Raw genomic sequence first — 19,228 nt, forward strand, 5'->3', positions numbered from 1 at the left:
ACTATTCGGAGGAGTAACATGAGTGGAATAACCCATGATTATATGGAAGAATATATAAGAAGCTTAATACTAGAAAATGATGATAAGTATAAAGAGTTAGAAAATTTTGCGAAGGAAAATAAGGTTCCTATAGCACAAAAGGAAACTGCAAAGTTTTTAGAATTCATAGTTAGTATGAAGAAGCCTTTAAGAATTTTAGAACTTGGAACTGCAATTGGATATTCAGCGATTTTAATGTATGAAGCTTCAGGAACAAAACCAAGTATTACTACTATAGAACGTGACGAAATTATGATAAGATATTCTAGAGAAAATTTTAATAAGTACGGTCTTAGTGAAAAAATAGAAATTAAAGAGGGGGATTGTTTAGAGATTCTAGAAAATCTAAATGAACCTTATGATTTAATATTTATGGATGCAGGCAAAGGACACTACAATCATTTTTTACCGCATTGTTTAAGGCTGTTAAAAAGTGATGGAATTATAGTAGCAGATAATGTTTTATTTAGGGGTATGGTTGCATCAAATGAATTAGTAAAAAGAAGAAAAATAACAATAGTTAAAAGAATGAGAGAATACTTAGAATTAGTATCAAAAGATAGAAATTTAATTACTTCTGTAATACCAATGGGGGATGGAATTGCAGTGACTAAAAGGAGGTAAAATTATGATTAAACCAGAGATTTTAGCACCAGCAGGAAGTCTAGAAAAATTAAAAATAGCAATAGATTTTGGAGCAGATGCTGTATATATAGGTGGAGGAAGGTTAAATTTAAGAGCTTTCTCAGATAACTTCACCAATGATGAAATGGCTGAAGGAGTTAAATATTGCCATGATAGAGGTAAAAAATTATATGTTACTATGAATGTATTCCCAAGAAACCATGATTTAAAGGGTGTAGAAGAATATATTAAAGGTTTATATGATTTAGGCGTAGATGCAATTATAGTAGCAGATCCTTCAATAATAATGGCTGCTAAATCAGCAGCACCAGATTTAGAAATACATTTAAGTACTCAAGCTAATACAGTTAACTGGATGGCAACTAAGTTTTGGTATGAGCAAGGAGTTAAAAGAATAGTTTTAGCTAGAGAATTAACACTTAATGAAATAAATGTTATAAAAGAGAATATTTCAGAAGATTGTGAATTAGAAGTATTTATACATGGTTCAATGTGCATAGCTTATTCAGGAAGATGTCTTATTTCAAACTATATGTTAGGAAGAGATGCTAATAAAGGTATATGTTCAAATGCGTGTAGATATAAATATTACTTAGTAGAAGAAACAAGACCGGGTGAATATTATCCAGTTGTAGAAGATGATGATGGTACATATATAATGAATTCAAAAGATTTATGTATGATAAAGCATATTCCTGAACTTATGAAAAGTGGAGTACATTCTTTTAAAATAGAAGGTAGAATGAAGAGTGAATTCTATGTTGCTTCTGTTGTTAAGGCTTATAGAGAAGCTATAGATGCATATATGGCTAATCCAGAAACTTACGAGTTTAAGCAAGAATGGATGGATACATTATTAAAGATAAGTCATAGACAGTATCATACAGGTTTCTTCTTTGGTAAAACAGGTGAACAAAACTATGATGTATCATCTTATGTAAGAGATTATGATATAGTAGGTATTGTTCAAAGTTATGATTCAGAAACTAAAGAGGCGACTATTCTTCAAAAAAATAGAGTCTTTGAAGGAGATGAAGTTGAAGTTTTAAGAGCTCATACACCTAACTTTAATATAACTTTAAATGAGATGTTCGATGTGGAAAAGGATGTTAAAACTAATGTAGCTAATAGAGCTCATATGATGTTCAAAGCTAAGGTTGAAACTCCATTAAAAGAAAAAGACATGTTAATTAAAGGAAAGAAAGTTTTAGAGCTTTAGACAAAAGAAGGGGGAACTATAATGAAAAAGCCAATATTAATTGGGATAACAGGAGGAACTGGATCAGGCAAAAGTAGTATTGCAGATGCTATATACTCAAGTTTTTCCAATGAATGTATTGCAATGATACAACAGGATATGTATTATAAAGATCAAAGTCATTTAACTATGGATGAAAGAGTAAAAACTAACTATGACCATCCAAAAGCTTTTGATAATGACTTATTAATTAAGCATTTGTCTGATTTAATTAATGGAATTGGAATAGATAAGCCTATATATGACTTTGCTGAGCATAATAGAGCAAAAGAAATAGTAAGAGTTGAACCTAAGGATATAATAATAGTTGAGGGTATATTAGTACTTGAAGATGAAAGACTTAGAGAACTATTAGATATAAAGGTATATGTAGATACAGATGCTGATATAAGAATTCTTAGAAGATTAGTAAGAGATATTAATGAAAGAGAAAGAACTGTTGAATCAGTTATTAACCAATATTTGAGTGTAGTAAGACCTATGCACATGCAATTTACAGAGCCGACTAAAAGATATGCAGATATTATAGTTCCAGAAGGCGGACAAAATAAAGTTGCTATAGATATACTTGTTACAAAGATAAAAGATATATTAAAATAGTAAATAAATGTATAAAAGACACCTCTAAAGGCTAGAATTAAGCCTAGGGAGGTGTTTTTTTGTTAGAAGTAAAAAATAAAGTGAATTTTAAAAGAGTTGTAATTATAATGGGGGGCTATCTTTTAATTATTCTATTATTAATATTAAGATTATATTTCCTTCAAATACATCCATCATCATATGTTTCTGGTGAAATGAAAAATTATCAATCTGAAAATTTATCTCAAATGAAGTATAGAATATTTGATACTAATGGAAAAGACTTAATAGATTATACAAAAAAGTACATTGTTATAGTAGATACAAAGCCTTTTATGCTTAATAATTATGAAGAAACCTTAGAAGATTTAATGGCTTTAAATTTTATAATGAAATCTGAGAATCCTGACTTTAATTATTCAGACTTAATGAAAAATAGTGGAAAAAAAATATATTATACAGTGAGTGAGGAAACTTTTAATAAGGTAAATAAATTAAAAAATATAAAAGGAATATACACATATATATATGATGAAGTAGATACTAAAGAAGCTTGGAAAACGAATAATTTTTTAGCTAATATAAATGATGAAAATGTAGTAGAAGATTCTTTAGAGAATGACTTAAATTCTTATATAAAATACAATAATTACCCAGAAGCAAAGTTTTATTTAGATGAAAAAGCTATTTATGGAGACGGCTTATTAAATGAGGGAGAAAATAATAATATAAAACTAACTATAAATGAAGAGTGGGAAGAAAAGATTAGGGAGGTACTTAAAAAAGAGGATTATTCTTTTTTAAAGAACGTAGGCGTTGTAGTTTCTGAAGCAGAAAGCGGTAAAATAAGAGCTATGGTTCAAAAGGACGAAACTCAAGCTAACGTGAATTTAGGAATAGAGCAACTAGGATATGAGCCAGGTTCTATATTTAAAGTTATAACAGAAACTGTTGCATTAGATTTAGGATTAATAAGTCCTTATGATGTTTTTTCATGTACAGGAGAAATATGCAGTAAAAATGGCAAAGCCTACGGTCATGGAGATATCTCTGTAGAGGATGCGTTGAAAGTATCTTGTAATGATGTTTTTGCAAAGGTAGGAGCAAAAATTGGATATGATAAAATGGTGACATATATGGAGAAAATGGGGTTATTTAAGCCGGTATTTAACTTGAAGGGAGAAAATAGAAATGAAGCTTCAGGAGTTAAACCTACTGAAGAAAATAGCATGAACAATATATCTATAGGTCAAACTATTATGGTTACACCAGTACAAATGGCAGGATTATACAATACAGTAGTAAATAATGGGATTTATATAAAGCCTACAATAGTAGAATCTATTATAGATAATAATGATAATGTTGTAAAAGAATTTAAAGAAAAATCTACTAGAATATTTAGTGAAACCGCAGCTAAAATATCTCAAGAAACAATGTCAAAGGTAATTTGGGAAGGATCAGGATTTGAGGCTAAGGTAGAAGGCGTAAACATAGGAGGAAAAACAGGAACTTCTACGGGAACTGGTGGTACTAACCATGGATGGTTTGCAGGATATTTTCAAATGGAAGGAAAAAAATATACTATAGTTGTTATTGCTCCCAATATTGGAGAAAAGCACCCAGATGGAAGAGAACTAGGTGGGGGAAATACTGGAGCACCTATTTTTAGAGATATAATAAAAATACTTCTTAAATAAATGAAGCTGCTATAAAGCTCAAATAAAAATTTGAACTTATAGCAGTTTTTATTATGCTATAAGTTCATAAACAATATATATTAAATAGTTTTTTTTATTTTAAACTAATTATTAAAAGATAAAATAATTTTATAAGTCTATATAAGAAAATATTCCAATTTTATTTTAAAAAACACAAGCAATATTTTTGGATTTCATCATATTATATAATAAGCACTACGAGGAGGAAGTTCTGTGTTTTTTTTATCTAATATTATAGAGCTGTTATGTAATTCTATATTTTTAACTGGTTATATTACAGGAAATAATACATTTCCAAAACCGCTTGAAGAAGAAGAAGAGGAGCATTATTTAAAACTTTTAAAAAATGGAGATAAGGAAGCAAAAAGTATATTGATAGAAAGAAATCTTAGGTTAGTAGCCCATATAGTAAAGAAGTATAATTTTCCAAATAAAGATATAGATGAATTAATATCTATAGGAACAGTTGGACTTATAAAGGCTATAGATTCTTTTGATTCATCAAAAGGAACTAGATTAGCTACTTATGCATCAAGATGTATAGAAAATGAAATATTAATGCTTTTTAGAAATAATAAGAAGCAAAAAAATGAAATTTATTTACAAGATCCAATTGGAGTGGACAAAGAAGGTAATGAAATATGTTTAATTGATGTATTAAGTAGTGACAAAGATTCAGTATTAGAAAAAGTTGAAAGTAATCTTCAAATTAAACAATTGTACAATAAAATTTGTGTTTCTCTAAGTGAAAGAGAAGGGGAAATTTTAAAAATGAGATACGGATTAATTGATGGAAGATGTAGAACGCAAAGGGAAATAGCAGCATTACTTGGAATATCGAGATCATATGTTTCTAGAATAGAAAAAAAAGCTCTTAGAAAATTGAGAAAAGAGATGTCTAGCAAATAAAAACATATATAAATATATCTTATGTTGAAATATTATGAAATATAAAGAAGGAATGTTGGAATTTTTATCGAATATGTAAAAGAAACATATTATATCAACATGGAGGATATAAAGCAATGTATGTGTTAAATGATTTATTAAATGAGACAATAGAAAAAGAAGCGTCGGATTTACACTTAACAGTTGGATTACCCCCAACAATAAGAGTTAATGGTAGTTTGATTAAATTAGGGACTGAGAAATTAAGTCCCAATGCATTAGGAGATTTTGCTAAGGAAATACTAGGAGATAATTTTGAATTATATGAAAAGATAGGTGAAATGGATACATCTTACTCTATTTCGGGAACAGGTAGATTTAGAGTAAATATATTTAAACAAAGAAATAGTGATGCTATTGCTGTAAGAGTAATTGCATTAAAAATACCGACTTTAGATGAGCTAAAACACCCAAAGGTAATAAAGAACATAATAAACAAACAGAGGGGATTAGTATTAGTTACTGGACCAACTGGAAGTGGTAAAAGTACAACATTAGCAGCTATGATAAATGAAATAAATAATACAAGAGAAGCGCATATTATAACATTAGAAGATCCAATAGAATATCTTCATAAGCATAATAAGTGCATAATTAATCAAAGAGAAATAGGAAAAGATAGTAAAAGTTATAAAACTGCACTTAAGGCTATTTTAAGAGAGGATCCAGATGTTATACTTGTAGGGGAGATGAGAGACCTCGAAACTATTTCTATTGCTATAACAGCAGCAGAAACTGGTCATTTAGTATTCTCCACTCTACATACAATAGGAGCTGCTAAAACTATAGATAGAATAATAGATGTTTTTCCGCCACACCAACAGCAACAAATAAGAGTTCAACTGGCTGCAGTACTACAGGGAGTTATATCGCAACAGCTAGTACCAACTGAAGATAATAAGGGGAGAGTTGCATCTTTAGAAGTGATGACTACAACACCAGGAATTCAGAATTTAATTAGAGAAGGTAAAACACACCAAATAGAATCAGCTATTCAAACTGGTGGAAAATATGGTATGAAAACAATGGATATGGCATTAGCAGAATTATATAAAAAAGGAATTATAGATGAAGAAACTGCACTAACATATTCAGTTGATAGAGAAACTATAAAAAGAATAATGGTTTTATAAAAAAACAGAGAACATCTCTGTTTTTTTTATTAAAATTTATAAAATAATAAAATTTAATAAAGGAAATTTAAAATCTTTGTTGAATATAAGATTTATAAATATTTTTAATATATTTTAATAATAGATAATGATGTAGGCTTATAATACTATTTAAAAATTATTATAATATGAACTAAATAGTTGAGTTATTTAATTATAAATGATAAAATAATAATTGAATTTTATTAAATTTAATTATAAAAATAATGGTTATTTTTATAAAAATGAATAGATTTTATATTAATTTCCATATTGTAAGAATAATCACAAAGAATTTAAGTAATAAAATGTAAATAAAAGTTCGAAAATATACATTTATTGTCTTTAAATAACAAAATCTTTCTTATTTAGTTTATTAAAGTATTGTTAAAAAGGTACAGTATGATGTAGAATTAATATATATTACTATATATTAGGATTGAATTGAGATTATTAAGAAGAGAAGAAACAAAGTAGAAAAATTACTAGTAGATATTTTCTAAAGGAGGAATTATTTTGTTAGATTTCGAAGTAGATATGCAAGAATTAACCAATATCAAGGTAATTGGTTGTGGAGGCGGCGGTGGAAATGCCGTTAATAGAATGATCGCTGAAGGGCTAAAAAACGTTGAGTTTATTGCCGTTAATACAGATAAACAAGCTTTAATGCTATCTCATGCTAATGTTAAAATTCAAATTGGAGAAAAGTTAACAAAGGGTCTTGGAGCTGGAGCTAATCCTGAAATAGGAAAAAAGGCTGCAGAGGAAAGTAGAGAAGAAATAGCAGAAGCTATAAAAGGCGCAAATATGGTATTTATAACAGCTGGTATGGGAGGTGGAACAGGAACTGGTGCAGCTCCTGTAGTTGCAGAAATAGCTAAATCTATGAACATATTAACTGTAGGAGTAGTTACAAAGCCATTCCCATTTGAGGGAAAAAGAAGAATGAGACATGCTGAAATGGGGATAGAGAACCTTATGAAGGCAGTTGATACTTTAGTTATAATTCCAAATGAAAGATTATTAAGCATGGCTGACAAAAAGACAACTCTTTTAGATTCATTTAGGTTAGCTGATGATGTATTAAGACAAGGGGTACAAGCTATTTCAGACCTTATTACAATCCCAGGGGTAGTTAATGCGGACTTTGCTGACATAGAAACTGTTATGTTAAATAAAGGCCTTGCACATATGGGTGTTGGACATGGAACAGGGGATAATAAAGCGCAAGATGCTGTAAGACAAGCTATTTCATCTCCATTACTTGAAACATCTATAGATGGAGCAACAGGAGTTATTATAAACTTTACAGGTGGAGTTGATTTAGGTGCTATAGAAGTTTATGAAGCAGCAGATATAGTAAGAGAATCAGCAGACCCAGATGCAAACATAATATTTGGTGCAGTTATAGATGAAACTTTAACAGATGAAATAAGAATAACTGTTATAGCTACAGGTTTCGAAGAAGATAATAATAAAATATTAAATCACGAGCCTATATTTGAAAAGAGAATTGTTAAAGAACAACCATTGAAAAGTGAAGTAGAGATATCAGAACCAACAAAAAGAGTAGATCCTCTTTTAGATATTGAAACTGATAGTGTAAATATTCCTAGTTTCTTAAGATCAAGAAAATAAGTAAATTATAAAAAAGACTAAGAAAGTGATGCTTTCTTAGTCTTTTTTTATTTCTATCACATATTAATAATTATAGTATTTCCTTGTTATTTTTTATTAAAATAATCAAATAAGTGTAAATATATGTAGTAAATAAGGGATGAAAATATATTTTATAAAGAGTTTTTATGACAAAATTTTAAAAGCTAACAGTTTATAATTTAATTACAGAGGGGGAGATGCGTATGGTAGTTTACATAGATATACTTATAATAGAAAACTTTATTGTAAACTTATTTTTATTATTAATTACTATGAAAGTACTTAGATATAAATATAGCAAAACTATTTATATTGGGGCTATAGTAGGAGCTTTTTATACAATAGCTTTATTTTTAGAAAATAGTATTTTAACATCTTTACCATTTAAAATTGCTGTTGTTTTATTAATGATAGTAATAACTAATAAAAGTCTTAAAACAATAAATATAATAAAGGCTTCAGCAACTTTTTTGATAGTATCTTTTACATTATGCGGGATTTGCTTTGCCTTTTCAATGATGGACAATCAATATAGTGTTTTTAGAGTTTTTGAAATTAGAAATTATTCTATAAAATATTTAATAATCTCAATAATGATACTATACATAGTTATAGTTAGAGTAGTAGATTACTTAAGAGAAAGAGCCTTAATAAAAAACTTTATATACGAAATAGAGATTTCACATGAGAAGAATACTTTATTTTTAAAAGGTTTATTAGATACTGGAAATGCCCTAAGGGAACCTGTAACAAATTTGCCTTGTATAATAATAGAAAATAATTTTTTGAATGGATTTAATTTACCAAGTGATGAAGAATTTTATATTCCATATAGCACTATAGGAGAAGAAGGAAATTTAAAGGGATTCAAAAGTGAAAGAGTTAGAATTCGAGGAGAAGATAAAGAATGGAAAACAGTAGAAGTTATAATTTGTAGTTGTAAAAATAAATTAAGTAAAGAAAATGAATTTAATGCATTACTATCAAGAGGGGTAATATAGGTGATATTATGATAAGTTTAAGAGTATTAATAAATAGGATTTTACAAAAGATTAAAATTTTTAGAAGAGAAGTTCATTATGTAGGTGGGAATGATGCACTTCCGCCACCATTAAAAAAAGAAGAAGAAGAAGAACTTGTAGAAAAGCTTATACATGGAGATGAATCTATAAGAGATATATTAATAGAGAGAAATTTAAGGCTAGTTGTTTATATAGCTAGAAAATTTGAAAATACAGGAGTATGCGTAGAAGACTTAATATCTGTAGGAACGATAGGATTAATTAAAGCTGTTAATACATTTAATCCTGAGAAAAAAATAAAGTTAGCTACATATGCTTCAAGATGTATTGAAAATGAAATTTTGATGTATTTAAGGAGAAATAGTAAGGTAAAAGCAGAAATATCATTTTATGAGCCTTTAAATATAGATTGGGATGGTAATGAACTTTTACTATCTGATATTTTAGGAACAGAAAATGATACAGTTTATAACTTAATAGAGGATGAAGTTGATAGAGAATTATTATTTTTAGCATTAAAACATTTAAATGATAGAGAAAAAGAAATTGTAAAACTAAGATTTGGTTTAAATGGTACTAGAGAAAAGACACAAAAAGAAGTAGCTGACATGCTTGGAATATCTCAATCTTATATTTCTAGATTAGAAAAGAAAATAATAAATAGATTAAAAAAAGAAATCAATAAAATGATTTAGGTTGTCTTTAGTATAAAAGCTATAACTCTCGGGGATACTTTTTAATGCAGTATGTTATTACTTCCGAAGGGGTTGATGAGCTTGATTATTAATAAAGTAGAGATATGTGGTGTAAATACCTCCAAACTACCTATATTAAAAGAGAAAGAAAAAAGAGAACTACTTTTAAGTATGAGAGATGGAAATAAAGATGCTAGAGAAACTTTTATTAAGGGAAACTTAAGGTTAGTTTTAAGTGTGATACAGAGATTCAATAATAGAGGGGAAAATGTTGATGACTTATTTCAAGTTGGATGTATAGGATTAATGAAAGCCATAGATAACTTTGATTTAGGTCAAAATGTTAAGTTTTCAACTTATGCAGTACCCATGATAATAGGTGAAATAAGAAGGTATTTAAGAGATAATAATTCAATAAGAGTAAGTAGATCATTAAGGGATATTGCTTACAAGGCATTATTAGTTAGAGATAAACTTATAAAAGATAATAATAAGGAACCTAATATCTCACAAATAGCTAAAGAACTTAATTTACCAAGAGAAGAGGTAGTATTTGCATTAGATGCTATTCAAGATCCAGTGTCTCTATTTGAACCTATATATCATGATGGTGGAGATGCTATATATGTAATGGACCAAATAAGTGATTCTAAAAATACTGATGAAAACTGGCTTGAAAATATATCTATTAAAGAGGCTATGAAAAAATTAAATGATAGAGAAAAATTAATACTAACATTAAGATTTTTTAATGGAAGAACTCAAATGGAGGTAGCGGATGAGATAGGCATATCTCAAGCTCAAGTATCTAGATTAGAAAAAACTGCATTAAAGCATATGAGAAAATATGTATAGAGCTCTTAAAGAGCTCTTTTAAACTAATAAAATATGTACATGCCATTATTTAAAGGGGGATAAGTTTATGGGGTTATTTGATAACACAAAAGTAGAAGCTGATATGTATTCAGAGACTGAGGAAGAACTTTTATTACATTCTTTAAATGCTCTTAGAACAATGGAGGTAATAGATATAAAAACAGGATCTAAAATGGGTTTTATAAAAGATTTTGTTATTGATGTTGAAGAAAGCAAAGTAATATCAATTATATTACCAGGAACTAACAAGAGTTGGTTTAGTAAGGAAGAGGACTTGGAAATACCATGGAGTAAAGTAACAAAAGCAGGTATAGAGGTTATATTAGTTAATGGTTCTGATATAGATGATTTTAATTTATCAAATAATATCTAGCAATAGATTAAAAAAGCTTGTATAATTTATATATACTTAAGATAATACTTAGGAAAGGCGTGGATAGAAATGAGATGTCCCTTTTGCTTATTTGAAGAGAGTAAAGTTGTAGATTCTAGATCTACAGACGATAACACTACTATTAGAAGAAGAAGAGAATGTTTAAGTTGTAATAAAAGATATACTACTTATGAAAAAGTTGAAGACATTCCTATATTAGTTGTTAAGAGAGATTTGACAAGAGAAAATTTTAATAAGGAAAAGATAATTAATGGACTTATAATAGCTTGTCAAAAGAGACCTATATCAAGAAAACAAATAGAAGAGCTGGCAGAAGATATAGAAAAATCTATTTCTAATAAGATGATAACAGAAGTAGAGTCTAAGATTATTGGAGAAATGGTTATGGAAAGACTTAAGAATTTAGATGAAATATCTTATGTTAGATTTGCTTCAGTTTATAGACAATTTAAAGACATAAATACATTTTTGGAAGAAATTAAAAATCTAGTTTCTAAGGAATAATTAGTTAACTTAAAATAGAAAGATCTATTTTAAGTTAACTTTTTTGGTTAAAAATAGGTTAAAATATACTTAAATAATTAAAAAAATAGAAAATATGATCAATAAATGGTAAAATATATTAAAATAAATTAAAAGAGGTGGCGTTATGATAATCTTAACACCAAATAATTTTGATAAAAAAAGAGATTTTTTAATTTACAAAGTTGGTAGTACAAATGTAGTATTTTCTACAGCAGAAGAAGATAGAAGTTTTAATAGGCATACAGAGTATGGAGTAGAAAATTTAAATAGTATAAAGGAAGATTTCAAGTTAAAAGATGTTATTTATTTAAATCAAGTCCACAGTGACAAGGTTTATATTTATAACAAAGATTATAAGAACATAAAAGAAGAAGAAGGAGATGGGATAATAACTTCTGAGAAAGATATTGCAATAGGGGTATTTACAGCCGATTGTGTTCCTATAATTATAGTTAATGAAAAATCTAAGGCTATTGCTACTATTCACAGTGGATGGAAAGGAACATTTAATTCAATAGTACTAAAAATATTAATAAAGATGAAGGAAGAGTTTAAAATAGATATAAAAGAAACTAAGATTTTTATAGGTCCACATATAAAACAATGCTGCTATGAAGTTTCTAATGAATTGAAACAAAATTTTTTAGATAAAACAGGTATAAATGAGGAAAAACTATTTAATGGAAGAAATTTAAGCTTAAAAGAATGCATTTTAAAGGACCTAAAAGATTTAGGTGTTATGGATGATAACATATATTTACTTGATTTATGTACTTATTGTGAAAATGATATAGAGCTTTATTCCTATAGAAAATCAGAAGGTACTTATGGTCGATTATTTTCATTTGCATTTATAGAGTAAGGAGGAGTTATTTATGTCAGAAGAAAAGATATTGGTAGTAGATGATGAAGATCATATAGTTGAATTAATAAGTTATAATTTAACAAGCTCAGGTTATAAGGTTATAACAGCTAATAATGGGTTAGATGCTGTAAGACTTGCCAAAGAAGAAAATCCAAAACTTATGTTATTAGATTTAATGATTCCTGGATTAGATGGATTTGATGTTTGTAAAGCTATTAGAAATGATAGTGAAACTAAAGATATTTCTGTAATAATGCTTACAGCAAAGGGGGAAGAATTAGATAAGATATTAGGATTAGAGCTTGGCGCAGATGATTATATGACAAAACCTTTTTCTATAAGAGAATTATTAGCAAGAATAAAAGCAGTTTTAAGAAGAACAAAATCCTTAGATAGAAGTGAAGAAATCTTTAAGGCTAATGGTATATTTATAAACTTTGATAGAAGAGAAGTAATTATACAAGATAAAAAAATAGATTTAACATTAAAAGAATTTGAATTATTAGAAATATTGGTTAAAAATAGAGGTAAAATATTAACTAGGGAAACTCTTTTAGATAAAATATGGGGATATGAATATGTAGGTGAAACTAGAACTGTAGATGTACATATAAGATATTTAAGAAAGAAAATTGAAGTAGATGATAAAAATCCAAGATTTATAGAGACTATAAGAGGAGTAGGATATAGGTTTAATCCTAATAATTAAGCTATGAAAAAAAGAATATTATTATCATCATTAATAACTGTAATATTTGCATTACTAATAGTTACATGTTCTTTTATTGCCTTAGTAAACCTTAAAGAAATAGATAAAACTAAGGAAGTTTTATCTATTTATAACAATTTAGTAATAAAATTAAATAGATTTAATAATGAGGACTTACAAGATTTTAAAATAAATAATACTAAAGTTAGATTTACACTTATAGATAAAGATGGAAATGTGTTAAGTGATACAGATAATGAAAATTTAGAAAATCATTTAAATAGAGAAGAAGTAATTGCAGCATTTAAAAATGACGAGGCGTCTTCAACTAGATATAGTAGTACTCAAGGGACTAATGTAGTTTACTATGCAACAAAGATAAATGATAACATGATAATAAGAGCTTCATTACCTTTATATACAATAAGGGTCTTTTCAGAAGATTATATTAAATACTATATTATTGTAATAATATTTGTAGTTCTTTTATCCTTAGGGCTATCATTAAAGCTAATAAGAGCTATTATTTATCCTGTTAAAGAACTAGAAATTGCAACAAACAAAATAGCTAATGGAGATTATAGTAGAAGGGTGAATATATATACAAATGATGAAATAGGTTCATTAGCAAGTACATTCAATAATATGGCAGATCAGTTACAATCTAAAATAAATGATTCTTTAGACAAGAGGAATAAATTAGAGGCCATTTTAGAAAGTATGGAAAGTGGAGTAATTGCTATAGACAATAAGCAAAAAGTAATGTTGATAAATCCATATGCTAAAAATTTGTTTGGAATAACAAAGGATATTATAGGTGAAAATATATCAGAGTATATAATAGATTATGATATAATAAGTTTCATGAGAAATATACCAGCAATAGAAACGAAAGAAATAAAACTTATTCATCCTATACCAAAAGAACTTAGAATAAAAAAATCTCCTATAATAAATGATAAAAAGATACCTATAGGAGTTGTTGTAACTGTACAAGATATAACAGATATAAAAAGGCTTGAAAATATTAGAAGCCAATTTGTTGCAAATGTTTCCCACGAGTTAAAAACACCATTAACATCTATAAAAGGTTTTGCAGAAACACTTAAGTTTGTTGAGGATATAAATACTAGAAATAAATTTTTAGATATAATTGATAAAGAAGCAGAAAGGCTTACAAATTTAATAAATGATATTTTAATTCTTTCTAATATTGAAAATAATCATAAAATGAAAAAAGATAAATTTAATCCAAATAAAGTTATAGAAGATGTAATAAATATGGTGACTCCTCAAATGGGCAAAAAAGAAATAACTATTGAATTTATAAATGAAGGAACTAATGAATTAATTGGAGATAGTGATAAGTTCTTTCAAATGATATTAAATTTAGTAGAAAATGCAATTAAGTATTCAAGCAATAGATCTAATATAAAGATAATAACTTATGATATTAAAGAATATGTTTATATAGAAGTAGAAGATAATGGAGTTGGCATTCCAAAAGAAGATTTACCAAGAATATTTGAAAGGTTTTATAGAGTTGATAAATCAAGAGCTAAGGGTGGAACAGGTTTAGGGTTGGCAATAGTAAAACATATAGTAAAGATGTTTAATGGAGAAATTTTTGTTAAGTCTAAATTAAATATAGGTACTAAATTCACTATAAAATTAAGAAAAAGTATAAAATTTAATGACTCTATCTATTAAAAAGGAAAGGATTTTATTAATCTTTTCCTTTTTTGCATATAAAAAGCTGTTAATGTTAAAAATTTTTAACATTTATATAACTTTTCTTAACTTTTAACTAATATTTATTTAACTTTTAGGGATTAATATTAGTATGTAAAGAAAATTAATAATAAAAATGAATAGATTTAAATTTTTAAATTTAAATTATTAATTTGGAGGAGAATTTTATGAAAAGAAAGAGCTTAAAACTTATATGCACTGCCTTATTAGTTTCAATGGTAGGAGGGGCTTTTGTAGGTTGTTCAAGCGATAAAGAAGGCGACAAAAAAAGCAAGAAAGAGTCAACAACAATATCAATTTCAGGATCAACATCAGTTGGACCATTAATGGAGAAGCTTGCTCAAAAGTATGAAAGCGATAATAAGAATGTTTCAATAGAGATAAATCAAGTAGGATCATCAGCAGGAATTAAAGACACTATAAATGGAGTATCAGAACTTGGAATGTCTTCAAGAGAATTGAAAGCTGAAGAGGCAAAAGAAGTTAAGGGAACAGTTATAGCATATGATGGTATAGCAATTATAACTAATAAAAACAATCCTATTAAGAATATTACATTAGATCAAATAAAGGGTATATATACTGGTAAAATAACTAATTGGAAGGAAATTGAGGGCGGAAAAGATGCACCAATAGTTGTTGCTTCAAGAGAAGAAGGATCAGGAACAAGGGATGCATTCCAAGAAATAGTTAAATATAAATCAGAAGAACTAAGATCTGATGCGATGATTTCTAATGGTAATGGTGGATTAAAAGAAATGGTAGCTGGAAATGAAAATGCAATAGGATTTGTATCCTTTGAATACTTAGATGATAAAGTAAATATAGTTAATGTTGAAGGAATTGAGCCTAATGCTGATTTAGTGAAATCAGGTCAATATAAGATTTCAAGACCATTCTTAGTATTATCTAAAGAGGGAGACTTAACGGAAGATGGTCAAAAGCTAATAGACTTTATATTAAGCGATCCAGGGCAAACAATAGTTAAAGAAAATAAGTTAATTCCAGTTAAATAACTTTAGGTTATTTAGAATGCTCTTTTAAGGGCATTCTTACTTTCATAGGAGAGGGTTAAGCATGTTGAATGTTAAAAAGAATAATAGTAAGTATATAGTAGAAAATATATCAAAAGGAGTATTTTTAGTAAGTGCTCTTATTGCAGTAATAAGTTTGTTATTAATTATAAGTTTTGTATTTTATAAGGGATTAACACCTTTTATTAGTAAAGGATATTCATTTAAAGAATTTTTATTTGGGACAAAATGGATACCTACATCAGAAAAGTTTGGTATTTTACCAATGGTATTAGCTTCTGTATTTGGAACACTGGGTTCTCTTATAATAGGGGTACCAGTTGGTATTTTAACTGCTATATTTATAGCAGAGATTGCCCCAAAAAGAGTTGGTAAAATAATATCAGCATCAGTAGAATTATTAGCTGGTATTCCTTCTGTTTTATATGGTGTCTTTGGGCTGGCGGTGATAGTACCATGGATTATGAATACTTTTAATCTTCCAAAGGGACAAAGCCTTTTAGCAGTTATAATAGTTTTATCTGTTATGATGCTACCAACAATAGTGACAGTTTCAGAAACTGCCATAAGAGCAGTTCCTAAACATTATAAGGAGGGCTCTTTAGCTCTTGGAGCTTCACATATAGAAACTACATTTAAAGTAGTTGTACCAGCTGCAAAGTCTGGTATTTTAGCAGCGGTAGTATTAGGGATAGGTAGAGCAATAGGCGAAACTATGGCAATAATATTAGTAGCAGGAAATTCACCTATTATTCCTAAATTATTAACAGATCCTGTTAGGCCATTAACTACTAATATAGCATTAGAAATGGGTTATGCATTTGGAACTCATCAGGAAATGTTATTTGCAACAGGGGTTATATTATTTTTGTTTATCTTATTATTAAATTTAGTATTAAGTAAACTTTCTAATAAGGAAGGTAATTAAAGATGAGAAAATTAAAAGAAAATATTTTAAAGGGGCTATTATGGATTTCTGCTGGACTTACAGTTGGAATATTAATATGCATTTTAGGTTTTATATTTATTAAAGGATATAAGCACATAAGTATAGATTTTTTAACAAAAAATTATTCAGCATCAGGTAATGGTGGAATTTTACCTATGATAGTAGCTACTTTATATACAGTTTTTATATCTATAATAGTAGCAACCCCTATAGGAGTACTTGCAGCAATTCATTTAACAGAGTATGCAAAACAAGGGAAAATAGTAAAGTTAATAAGATTTGCAACAGAAAGCTTATCTGGAATACCATCTATTGTATATGGATTATTTGGATCAATATTTTTTGTTGTTACTTTAAAATTTGGATATTCTTTATTAGCAGGATCTTTAACAGTTTCAATTATAATATTACCAGTTATAATTAGAACAACAGAAGAAGCCTTAAAAGCAGTTCCTTCTTCATATAAGGAAGCTTCACTAGGGCTTGGAGCTACAAGGTTCCAAACCCTTTATAAAGTTGTAGTTCCAAGTGCTATACCAGGTATATTAGTTGGAGTTATACTTTCAGTAGGACGTGTAGTTGGAGAGTCAGCAGCAATACTTTTAACAGCAGGTACTGTTGCAAAAATGCCTAAAGGTATAATGTCTAGTGCGAGAACATTAACTGTTCAATCTTATTTAGTTACTCAGGAAGCAGGCGATATAGAACAGGCGGCTGCTGTTGGAATAGTTTTAATTGTTATAATACTAGTGTTAAATATCTCAGCAAAATTAATAACTAAGAAGTTTAGTAAGGCAAATTACTAATTAAGAATAAAAAACTAAGAGGTGTAAGGATGTCAAAGGAAGTAATGCCTAAAATAAAAGTAAGAAATTTAAACTTATATTATGGTGAAAATCAAGCATTAAAAAATATAAATATAGATTTAGAGGAAAATAAAGTTACTGCATTTATTGGACCTTCTGGTTGTGGTAAATCAACATTTTTAAGAACTTTAAATAGAATGAATGACTTAATAGATAACGTTAAAATAGATGGAGAAATATTAGTTGATGGAGACGATATTTATAAAAGTAAAGATGTAATTGCATTGAGAACGAAAGTAGGAATGGTTTTTCAAAAACCAAATCCATTTCCGATGTCAATTTATGATAATATAGCATATGGTCCTAGGCTTCATGGAATAAAAGATAAAAAAACTCTAGATCAAATAGTAGAGAAAAGCTTAAAAGGTGCAGCACTTTGGGATGAAGTAAAAGATAGATTGAAAAAAAGTGCTTTAGGTTTATCAGGAGGTCAACAACAAAGGTTATGTATAGCTAGAACCATAGCAGTTTCACCTGAAGTTATATTAATGGATGAACCAACATCTGCATTAGATCCTATTTCAACTAATAAAATGGAAGAGTTAATGGAAGAATTAAAAAAGAAGTATACAGTTATAATAGTAACGCATAATATGCAACAAGCAGGAAGAATTGCAGATAAAACAGCATTTTTCTTAAATGGTGAAATAATAGAATATGGAGATACCGAAGATATATTCTATAAACCTAAGGATAAGAGAACAGAGGATTATATTACTGGAAGATTCGGTTAAAAAATATATAAGAGGTGATTTGAAATGATGAGAGAAGTAATGAGCAATAAGATAAAATTGCTAAACTCAGAACTTATTGAGATGGCTAGCTTAGTAGAAAAACAAATATACGATAGTATGATTGCACTTAAAGATCAAAATTCAGATTTAGCTAAAGAGGTTATAAAAAACGATGATAAAGTAGATAACCTTCAAAGGGAAATAGAAGAAAAGTGTATTAAATTTATGGCTACTGAATCACCAGTTGCAAGAGATTTAAGAAGTATATATACTACATCTAAAATAGTAACTGATCTTGAAAGAATGGCAGATTATGCAGTAGATATTTGCAAAATAGTTCCAAGAGTTAAAGGTGTTAACTTTTCAAATGAAATAGCTCCAGTTTGGCAAATAGTTGATATAATTACAAGTATGATAAAGCTGGCAATTGAGGCTTATGTAAATGGAGATGAAAAAGCTGCATATGAAATTTGTGATATGGATGATAGAGTAGATGAGATTTATCGAGGGATGTTTGCAATTGTATTAAAGAAAATGGGAACAGATGAATCAATGATAAATCAAGGAACACAAATACTATTCGCATCAAAGTACTTAGAAAGAATTGGAGACCATGTAACAAACATATGTGAATGGATAATATTCTCTAAGAAAGGTAATTATGTTGACTTAAACGAATAGATAAAATGAAACATCCTCTATAATGGGGATGTTTTTTACTCTTTAGGAAGTTATGTTTTTATATTTATTGTAGACAACTATTGTGAGATATTTAGTTATTAAAGGTATATCCTAAAGAGTAAAAAC

The 19,228-nt window shown here is 28.0% G+C and carries 20 protein-coding genes; all 20 read left to right on the forward strand.

Annotated features, from left to right (window positions below):
* Nucleotides 1–18: 18 nt before the first annotated feature.
* The 20 genes from ACZJV1_RS06730 (at nt 19) to phoU (ending at nt 19,102) form a co-directional block, all read left to right on the forward strand.
* On the forward strand, nt 19–663 hold the full coding sequence (locus tag ACZJV1_RS06730; RefSeq protein WP_460287855.1) for an O-methyltransferase: 645 nt from the start codon (nt 19–21) through the stop codon (nt 661–663).
* A 4-nt stretch (nt 664–667) separates the two neighbouring features.
* Nucleotides 668–1,903, forward strand: a complete 1,236-nt coding sequence (locus ACZJV1_RS06735) for a peptidase U32 family protein (protein WP_460287853.1) — start codon at nt 668–670, stop codon at nt 1,901–1,903.
* A 21-nt stretch (nt 1,904–1,924) separates the two neighbouring features.
* Complete coding sequence (udk, locus tag ACZJV1_RS06740; RefSeq protein ID WP_411170462.1) at nt 1,925–2,542, forward strand: uridine kinase; 618 nt, start codon at nt 1,925–1,927, stop codon at nt 2,540–2,542.
* Between the two features lie 107 nt (nt 2,543–2,649).
* Complete coding sequence (locus tag ACZJV1_RS06745; protein WP_463652143.1) at nt 2,650–4,221, forward strand: penicillin-binding transpeptidase domain-containing protein; 1,572 nt, start codon at nt 2,650–2,652, stop codon at nt 4,219–4,221.
* 234 nt (nt 4,222–4,455) lie between these two features.
* Nucleotides 4,456–5,151, forward strand: a complete 696-nt coding sequence (gene sigK, locus ACZJV1_RS06750) for an RNA polymerase sporulation sigma factor SigK (RefSeq protein WP_411170463.1) — start codon at nt 4,456–4,458, stop codon at nt 5,149–5,151.
* 116 nt (nt 5,152–5,267) lie between these two features.
* Nucleotides 5,268–6,323, forward strand: coding sequence for a type IV pilus twitching motility protein PilT (locus ACZJV1_RS06755; protein WP_463651822.1), 1,056 nt, complete (start codon nt 5,268–5,270; stop codon nt 6,321–6,323).
* A 534-nt stretch (nt 6,324–6,857) separates the two neighbouring features.
* A complete protein-coding gene (gene ftsZ, locus ACZJV1_RS06760) occupies nt 6,858–7,979 on the forward strand; it encodes a cell division protein FtsZ (protein ID WP_411170465.1) in 1,122 nt (373 codons plus the stop codon).
* A 224-nt stretch (nt 7,980–8,203) separates the two neighbouring features.
* The gene (gene spoIIGA / locus ACZJV1_RS06765; protein WP_460287850.1) at nt 8,204–9,001 is read left to right on the forward strand and encodes a sigma-E processing peptidase SpoIIGA; all 798 of its coding nucleotides are present in this window, start codon (nt 8,204–8,206) and stop codon (nt 8,999–9,001) included.
* Nucleotides 9,002–9,009: 8 nt separating this feature from the next.
* Complete coding sequence (gene sigE, locus ACZJV1_RS06770) at nt 9,010–9,717, forward strand: RNA polymerase sporulation sigma factor SigE (protein WP_411170467.1); 708 nt, start codon at nt 9,010–9,012, stop codon at nt 9,715–9,717.
* A gap of 81 nt (nt 9,718–9,798) precedes the next feature.
* On the forward strand, nt 9,799–10,572 hold the full coding sequence (gene sigG, locus ACZJV1_RS06775; RefSeq protein WP_411170468.1) for an RNA polymerase sporulation sigma factor SigG: 774 nt from the start codon (nt 9,799–9,801) through the stop codon (nt 10,570–10,572).
* A 67-nt stretch (nt 10,573–10,639) separates the two neighbouring features.
* The gene (locus ACZJV1_RS06780; RefSeq protein WP_460287848.1) at nt 10,640–10,966 is read left to right on the forward strand and encodes a YlmC/YmxH family sporulation protein; all 327 of its coding nucleotides are present in this window, start codon (nt 10,640–10,642) and stop codon (nt 10,964–10,966) included.
* 69 nt (nt 10,967–11,035) lie between these two features.
* Nucleotides 11,036–11,491, forward strand: coding sequence for a transcriptional regulator NrdR (nrdR, locus tag ACZJV1_RS06785; RefSeq protein ID WP_411170470.1), 456 nt, complete (start codon nt 11,036–11,038; stop codon nt 11,489–11,491).
* Nucleotides 11,492–11,636: 145 nt separating this feature from the next.
* Nucleotides 11,637–12,374: a peptidoglycan editing factor PgeF gene (gene pgeF / locus ACZJV1_RS06790; protein WP_463651823.1), complete on the forward strand. Its 738-nt coding sequence runs from the start codon at nt 11,637–11,639 to the stop codon at nt 12,372–12,374.
* A gap of 13 nt (nt 12,375–12,387) precedes the next feature.
* On the forward strand, nt 12,388–13,086 hold the full coding sequence (locus tag ACZJV1_RS06795) for a winged helix-turn-helix domain-containing protein (RefSeq protein WP_411170472.1): 699 nt from the start codon (nt 12,388–12,390) through the stop codon (nt 13,084–13,086).
* A gap of 3 nt (nt 13,087–13,089) precedes the next feature.
* Nucleotides 13,090–14,796 carry a HAMP domain-containing sensor histidine kinase gene (locus ACZJV1_RS06800; protein ID WP_411170473.1) on the forward strand — a complete coding sequence of 569 codons (1,707 nt, stop codon included), beginning with the start codon at nt 13,090–13,092 and terminating at the stop codon, nt 14,794–14,796.
* Nucleotides 14,797–15,005: 209 nt separating this feature from the next.
* Nucleotides 15,006–15,854, forward strand: a complete 849-nt coding sequence (locus ACZJV1_RS06805; RefSeq protein ID WP_463651824.1) for a phosphate ABC transporter substrate-binding protein — start codon at nt 15,006–15,008, stop codon at nt 15,852–15,854.
* A 61-nt stretch (nt 15,855–15,915) separates the two neighbouring features.
* The gene (pstC, locus tag ACZJV1_RS06810; protein WP_463651825.1) at nt 15,916–16,800 is read left to right on the forward strand and encodes a phosphate ABC transporter permease subunit PstC; all 885 of its coding nucleotides are present in this window, start codon (nt 15,916–15,918) and stop codon (nt 16,798–16,800) included.
* Nucleotides 16,801–16,802: 2 nt separating this feature from the next.
* Nucleotides 16,803–17,627 carry a phosphate ABC transporter permease PstA gene (gene pstA, locus ACZJV1_RS06815; RefSeq protein WP_463651826.1) on the forward strand — a complete coding sequence of 275 codons (825 nt, stop codon included), beginning with the start codon at nt 16,803–16,805 and terminating at the stop codon, nt 17,625–17,627.
* A 44-nt stretch (nt 17,628–17,671) separates the two neighbouring features.
* Nucleotides 17,672–18,421 carry a phosphate ABC transporter ATP-binding protein PstB gene (pstB, locus tag ACZJV1_RS06820; RefSeq protein ID WP_460288191.1) on the forward strand — a complete coding sequence of 250 codons (750 nt, stop codon included), beginning with the start codon at nt 17,672–17,674 and terminating at the stop codon, nt 18,419–18,421.
* Between the two features lie 24 nt (nt 18,422–18,445).
* On the forward strand, nt 18,446–19,102 hold the full coding sequence (gene phoU, locus ACZJV1_RS06825; RefSeq protein WP_411170478.1) for a phosphate signaling complex protein PhoU: 657 nt from the start codon (nt 18,446–18,448) through the stop codon (nt 19,100–19,102).
* Nucleotides 19,103–19,228: the final 126 nt, after the last annotated feature.

Source organism: Clostridium sp. LS3 (genome assembly GCF_055330225.1).

Excerpts from the sequence above, each read along its gene's own strand:
- ACZJV1_RS06730 (WP_460287855.1), top strand. The coding sequence starts at position 19 with ATGAGTGGAATAACCCATGATTATATGGAAGAATATATAAGAAGCTTA.
- ACZJV1_RS06735 (WP_460287853.1), top strand. The coding sequence starts at position 668 with ATGATTAAACCAGAGATTTTAGCACCAGCAGGAAGTCTAGAAAAATTA.
- udk (WP_411170462.1), top strand. The coding sequence starts at position 1,925 with ATGAAAAAGCCAATATTAATTGGGATAACAGGAGGAACTGGATCAGGC.
- ACZJV1_RS06745 (WP_463652143.1), top strand. The coding sequence starts at position 2,650 with ATGGGGGGCTATCTTTTAATTATTCTATTATTAATATTAAGATTATAT.
- ACZJV1_RS06755 (WP_463651822.1), top strand. The coding sequence starts at position 5,268 with ATGTATGTGTTAAATGATTTATTAAATGAGACAATAGAAAAAGAAGCG.
- spoIIGA (WP_460287850.1), top strand. The coding sequence starts at position 8,204 with ATGGTAGTTTACATAGATATACTTATAATAGAAAACTTTATTGTAAAC.
- sigE (WP_411170467.1), top strand. The coding sequence starts at position 9,010 with ATGATAAGTTTAAGAGTATTAATAAATAGGATTTTACAAAAGATTAAA.
- ACZJV1_RS06780 (WP_460287848.1), top strand. The coding sequence starts at position 10,640 with ATGGGGTTATTTGATAACACAAAAGTAGAAGCTGATATGTATTCAGAG.
- nrdR (WP_411170470.1), top strand. The coding sequence starts at position 11,036 with ATGAGATGTCCCTTTTGCTTATTTGAAGAGAGTAAAGTTGTAGATTCT.
- pgeF (WP_463651823.1), top strand. The coding sequence starts at position 11,637 with ATGATAATCTTAACACCAAATAATTTTGATAAAAAAAGAGATTTTTTA.
- ACZJV1_RS06795 (WP_411170472.1), top strand. The coding sequence starts at position 12,388 with ATGTCAGAAGAAAAGATATTGGTAGTAGATGATGAAGATCATATAGTT.
- ACZJV1_RS06800 (WP_411170473.1), top strand. The coding sequence starts at position 13,090 with ATGAAAAAAAGAATATTATTATCATCATTAATAACTGTAATATTTGCA.
- ACZJV1_RS06805 (WP_463651824.1), top strand. The coding sequence starts at position 15,006 with ATGAAAAGAAAGAGCTTAAAACTTATATGCACTGCCTTATTAGTTTCA.
- pstC (WP_463651825.1), top strand. The coding sequence starts at position 15,916 with ATGTTGAATGTTAAAAAGAATAATAGTAAGTATATAGTAGAAAATATA.
- pstA (WP_463651826.1), top strand. The coding sequence starts at position 16,803 with ATGAGAAAATTAAAAGAAAATATTTTAAAGGGGCTATTATGGATTTCT.
- pstB (WP_460288191.1), top strand. The coding sequence starts at position 17,672 with ATGCCTAAAATAAAAGTAAGAAATTTAAACTTATATTATGGTGAAAAT.
- phoU (WP_411170478.1), top strand. The coding sequence starts at position 18,446 with ATGATGAGAGAAGTAATGAGCAATAAGATAAAATTGCTAAACTCAGAA.